The sequence below is a fragment of the Ideonella sp. genome, from assembly GCF_044358605.1.
Classification (GTDB): Bacteria; Pseudomonadota; Gammaproteobacteria; order Burkholderiales; family Burkholderiaceae_C; genus Ideonella.
The window spans coordinates 1-5,773 of record NZ_JBIKNQ010000106.1 but is presented as its reverse complement, the minus strand read 5'-3'; the positions used below and the strand labels follow the sequence as shown (position 1 = coordinate 5,773).

General features: G+C 56.9%; 1 protein-coding gene and 2 pseudogenes. 1 reads left to right on the top strand and 2 read right to left on the bottom strand.

Translation table 11 applies throughout. The annotated features are described in order from the left end of the window. Positions 1 to 116: pseudogene (locus tag ACIQ3Q_RS21985) on the bottom strand (IS5/IS1182 family transposase); the annotation flags it as partial. A gap of 628 nt (positions 117 to 744) precedes the next feature. Here ACIQ3Q_RS21985 and ACIQ3Q_RS21980 point away from each other — a divergent pair. Next, positions 745 to 1,019 (top strand): annotated as a pseudogene (locus ACIQ3Q_RS21980) (IS5/IS1182 family transposase); the annotation flags it as partial. A 965-nt stretch (positions 1,020 to 1,984) separates the two neighbouring features. Here the strand turns inward: ACIQ3Q_RS21980 and ACIQ3Q_RS21975 are convergent. Further along, positions 1,985 to 5,773 (bottom strand): hypothetical protein (locus ACIQ3Q_RS21975; protein ID WP_396271376.1); only part of this gene is annotated, 3,789 nt, incomplete at its 5' end.

Below are 5,773 nucleotides of genomic sequence, written 5' to 3'. Positions count from 1 at the left end.
TCTAGCGCGGCGTTGGCCGTTCTGCGAATCTCGCGCAGCGGGTGCTGTGCAGGCACGAAATCCTCCAGCTTGCGCATGGTGAACAGGCTCTCGGTGAAGGTGTCGGCTCCGCGCATAGCTCTCTCTCAAATCGGATGCTCAGATTGTCCTCTCTGCGTCTCGCTCGACCATCAGAACCGGCTGGTATTTCAGCAGCCTGTTAGTACTATGCTCAATTTTTCTGTCTTTCCTGTCGAGTACGATATCGAGGTGGGAGTGAAGAATATCTTCAGCCCTTTTTGTGAATTGGGGATCTTTTTTGTGTTTGCCCATCTCATCCGTTATGAATTTTCGATACTTCATTAAAGTTGCATTAGTGGATTGCCTGCAGTGCTTGTCAAAATCAGATATCAAATCAGTATTTCGATGAAGGGTATTAATTGCATCGAAGGAGGGTTTTGTGAGTTTGATTTCTATATTTTCATGGGGGGTGCCTTGCTTGCTGGGTGCCTTGATCCGCTGGTCAATTGGAGATGAGGGGGCTGAATATGCAATGGGGAAAAATGATGCTCTTTGTTCGGGGGGGGCGAGCTTTCGTCTGGGTGGTTTTGGTTGACAGTGAAAGACTGCTTCTGTCCGGTTGGTATGTACATAATTATTAAAATCAAAAATGGTTTTTGCGCAAATCGCCTCGGGCGATCTGACAGCGCAGGCGGATGAAGGTGAAGAAGAGCGGTGAGCAACGGTATATAACGACGAACTGGGCGCAATGCCAAGCTTTGGAAGTCCGCGTCGGCTGGAGAACCCTGCCGCAACGAGGCTGCTCGGGCCTGCAAGCGCTTTGGCTGTCGCTGTGGAAGCAGTGGAGTGGCTACCACCGCCGCAGCCTTGTGGAGACAACAATGCGCTGCTTCAAGCGGCTGGGCGAGCGTGTGATGGCCCGAGCCTTTGCGCGCCAAGTGGTGGAGTTGCATGTGCGTGTTGCCTTGCTCAACCGCTTCACTCAGCTTGGCTGCCCCGTGACGGTGCCTGTGGCATAACTCCGCCTGGGGTTGGGGTCAGCTCGTCCTTCTGCGGGTTTGTGCAACAAAGCCCAACAAAGCCCACAAAATCACTCACGGATTCAGGTCATGTTGAGGCGCGCCGCCAGTTCCAAGTTGCGTTGGATTTGGTCGTTTAACTCAACAAAACCACTGCCTCCAAATTCATCGTCGTCGCTGTCGTCAGGGTGGTGCCGCTTCGTTGGCAAGCCAGTGTCACCCTTGCAGTTGGCAGGCGGCTGATTCTGAGGCCTTTGAGTGACATTGTCGTCACCGCTGAGGGAGGGCACATTGTGGCCCCGACTCACCGTACGGGTGCCGCTTCGTACATCACCTGGAGGCCAATCGATGTCACCTACGTACGGGCGTTGAGCTGCACGTGCCTGGATTTGCGCGCGAAAGTTGCTATTGTTGGACGGTTCCCTTGTCCAAAACAATGGATCGTTCACAGGTGGGAGTGACTCGCCTGACACCGGCTCCATGTCTGCGACCCCCTCAAAGTCGAAGTAGTTGAGCCCAGCAGAGCGCTCATTTGGTTCACTAGACTCTGCTCGTGGGGGCGGCATCCCGAACACTACACGAGGCCTCTCGCCCGAATTTTGCCCGAGCTCATGCTCCGACCGTGAACGATTCGAGGGGGATCCCGGCTCCTTTGCCTCGTTTTGGCCAGTCGGGTGTACTTGGCTGCTGTTAATGCGACTGCTGTTGCTGCTGACGCTGCTACTACCTGATCCGTTCATATCAATAAAACTCCACTTGATTCATAGTTCGCCGGACTGGCGGGTGTCACTCAAGTTGCGTGCAAACTTTTGACAACCAAATCATAGGGAGCGCTACCGCATTGGCCCGCTGTAAAGCGAAGACTAGGTGCTGAGTCCGAAGCATCGGCCCCGCCTTTGGCAACCATCAGGGCAGTTATGCAGCGGACTTGAGCCTGCCACGGACTACGGCTTCGCAGAAGGCACTCAGCCTACCTTGGGCTTGATAAAAGGCACCTTCTGCAGCACATAGCCCATTTGCTTGTCTGGGTTCACCGGCGTGGAGTTGGCCACTTCGTTGTTCACGTCCCGGGCCAGGTCCACCAACTCCACATACTTGGCAAACAGGTTGCGCCCCTGGCCGTCCAAGAAGAACTTTTCGCGGGCTTCGGCCGTTTGGCCGAACACCTTGTCCCGCTGTTCCATCAGCCCCTTCAAGCCTTTGCCGTCGGCGCTCTCGCTCTGCAAGGCGCGTGAAGGTGGCTCGCCCGCGTCGGCCACCACCAGGCCCTTGCTTGCCCAGTTCACAAAGCGCTCGAAATTGCGGTCGCTGCAGCGCTCGTCCAAAAGCATCTTCAACTCCGCCTTGTCGAACACCTCTCTATTCAGCGTGTGGCGCACTTTCTCCAGCGCAGCAGACATATCGGCTGCACTCATGGTCTGGAGACTCTGCGGTGAGAGTTTGCTGCCATATTGGGATTGCAGCTTGTGCTGGCCTTCGGTCAGCACGTCCAACTGTTGCAAATGCTCCCTGGTGGTGCCTAAAACATCTCTCATGCGCGCCAAATTATCATCGTTCTCAGGCAAACCCTCGTTTTTGCTCAACTGACGGAACGCCTCCATCGACTTCACAATTTGACGCCCCTGCACCAAGGCTGGGACCGCTTGTTGGGTGTCACTCAGCATGTCCATAAAGTTGCGGTCAGCCCGCGAGAAAATCGCCTCGCTAAGCAGCGCGCGCTCCTCCGGGGTGAAGGTCCACTTCTCGGGTGCGACTACGTCGGAAGATTGCTTGTCCGCATAGCGCTTCAGAGCATCGGTTTCCTTGAGCTTATCGAGCAGGCTGAGCTTGTCGCGGAACAAGGTGTGCCCCAACAGCGAGTCACCAAACGTAGGCAGCAATCCGGTGCGGTTCGACTCCGAATAATTGGCGCCCACCGACACCGACCACGGCGCTGGGGGGATAACGATGGGAATCGTCAAGCCCATGCTGTTCTTGCCTGTGACCGCCACTTGGTCATACACCAGCTTGCCTCGGTGGTTGGTTCGGGTGATGTCCAGCGTTAGCGCATTGGCCCCTTTATCGACGGCATCAGCAATCGCCTTAGAGAACTGCCACTTCAGCCTTGCTTCTTCGTCTGCTGTCATCTCTGGCGCTTCGCCGTCCGTGCCCAATTTGTCTTTCAAGCTGTTTTTCACCAGCCCGACCAAGCGCTCGGCCACCAAGGTGCCATGCTGCGCCACGGCCCCAGAGACTGAGATTGACAAAGAGGCACTCCACTGCGAGTAGTCGCCATGCCGCAAAGCATTGTGGTGGGTGCGGTCAAAGTGCTTGCCCGTCACCTCAAAGCCAACGTTCAAGGAGTTGCCGGCCATGGACTTGCTGTTCACGCCAACAATGTTTTGGCCACCCTTTTTATTACTTACTGTAGCCGTAGGGTTACTCACCCTCCGTGCGGCCAAGTCGATGGTGACATTGAAACTGATTGTGATGGCGCCATCCGCCCGCTTCCATCCCAAGCCTGCTTGCCGCACTGGGCCAGCCGTCAGCACATCCGCACCGTTCATGGTTTCAATGCCCACCTTGGCCATGGTCTGGCTCAATTCCTCATGGCCAACGGCCAGCTTCAGCATGGCATCGGCACGTTCGGAGCGCGCCGCCTCGTCGCTTGGGGCCAGCTCAATCAGTCGCCGCACGCCTTCCGAATTCGCAGAGCACGCTACAGAGAGGGCGGCATGCCTATGCCCAACCACACCAAACGTCAGTTGGGTCAGCTTCTCACGCAGGTCCCCGGGGCTCTTTCGCAGCGTATCTTCCGAGAACAGCTCGGCCGCCCCCGCAATGTCATCCAAGCCTTCAGGTGACAAAAGCTTGGCCATGGTGTTCAGTTTCTCGCCCAGGGTTTGGACCGAGGCTTCCCAGGCCGGTTTGTTCAGGCGCTCGGTGTCTCGGTCCAGCACAGCAGACAAACGGGCGCCGATCACCGTGGCTTCTTTGACGAAACTCGCATAGTCTTTGCTCAAGGTCTTCAGCGCTTGGCTGATATTCGTCTGTGCGGCCTCAAAGTCATTCTCCCGCGACCAGTCTTTCTGGAAGGACTTCACATACGTTTCGCCAAAGGGCATCTTCTTCAACACGCTGTCGATGCCACCTGCCAATGCTTTGCCGTTCATCTTGGCGCCGCTCAGGCCATTGATGATGTCGCCAGCTGTGCCCACCTTGGCGGCATCCATCCAGGTGTATTTACCCTCCACCTTGATGCCGCCGCCGACGGCAAAGCCAAACTGCTGCAGCACGTCTTTCTCGAACACGGCATCGTTCACTTGGTTGCTGGCCACCAAGGCCACCTTGGCATTGGCCTCCACACTACCGCTGATCGACACCACGTCCGCTTTAAGGTTAACGGTGGGCGTGGTCATCAATGAGGGGGCCCGCGTTGGCGTCAGGCTCCTCCCCACCGCATCCAGATACTTGAGCACGCTTGCCAACTTGTTCTGGTCTTTCAAGGCGTCCAACTGCTGCGCCACGTAGTCACTGTGCCCCCGGGCGACTTTGGCGCACGCCTGCGAGTGATTGGCCTCTTTACCCAGCTTCTCCAAGTCGGACTTGCCCCTGAACTCGTCAAAGACATAGTTGGGCACATTGCCAAGGTTCCGAAGACCTTGGGTCACAGCGCCCGTGGAGGCATTGGCGCTGTCCACATACTGTCCCACAAACTGCGCCACGTTCTTCTCGGCCGATTTGTCGAACTTTGTGCTGGCGGGGTCTGTGGACTCGGACACCACGGCCGCTGCCGAAGACAGGCCATTGGCCGACTCATAGTGGTAGCCCGCGTTGAGCCCGATCTTCGCTTTGACGCCGAGGGAAAAAAAGCGGTCATTGCTCTGCCCAAAATTCACCATGGGTGCGAACTCCAGCCCAATACCCACCCCGGTGGAGTAATTGAAAGAGCCGTCTTCATCCTTGCCCACCGAGAGATTGCGGCTCAGGCTGACACCCCCGCCTGCCGACCAGTAGTTGCCCGTGTCTGGTGCCAGCAGGGTGGGGAAGGCGCCCATCGCGAACTTGGCGTCAATGGTCTTGGCCGAAGACATGCTGTCTCCCGCCAACTCAGGTGCATAACTCTGCGCCTGGGCCTGCACCAGTTTGTTCTTCAGCTCTGTGGTCTGGTTGTAGAGAATGTGGTGAGAGGTTAAAAAATTGCCTCGGCTCAGTGCCTCTAGGCTGCTTTTGAGTCTGGGGTCGTTGGCGTCCTTGGCCAGCGCCATCAACTCTTGTGCTGCTTCCTTGTAGTGGCCATAAGCCCGATTCGGAATTTGCCCGTGCAGGTCAACAAGGGTGTGGTGCGCATCTGCACTCTCACGGAGCAACTCGTTCAAGACGCCTTCGGCACTCTTCAGGCTCTTGGCATCCTTGTCGCTCCGATGCTGCGTTTGCAAGTCTTGCAATACCTGTGCTTGCTGGGCCAGCAATGGGCCTTCCACCGCTGGGTTGAGTTGGCCGCTGACGGGATTCACTAAACAGTTTTGATAGGCCTTGCTGCAGGCTTGCAGGTTGTCATCAGCCAAGCTCTTCACGCGCTTAAATGCGTCGCTGCGCAAGGAGCCCAACTCACGGGCAGAGTTGCAAAACCGCGAGCCCTCGCCCTCTATCAGGCGCTTGAGCGCATCGGCAATACGTTCATACACCCGGTGCAAGGCGGTGCCATCCATCACGGCTGATTTCTGGCCCGCGTTGGCCTGCTTTTGCAGCAAGGCTTTGGTCTCGTCCAGCAC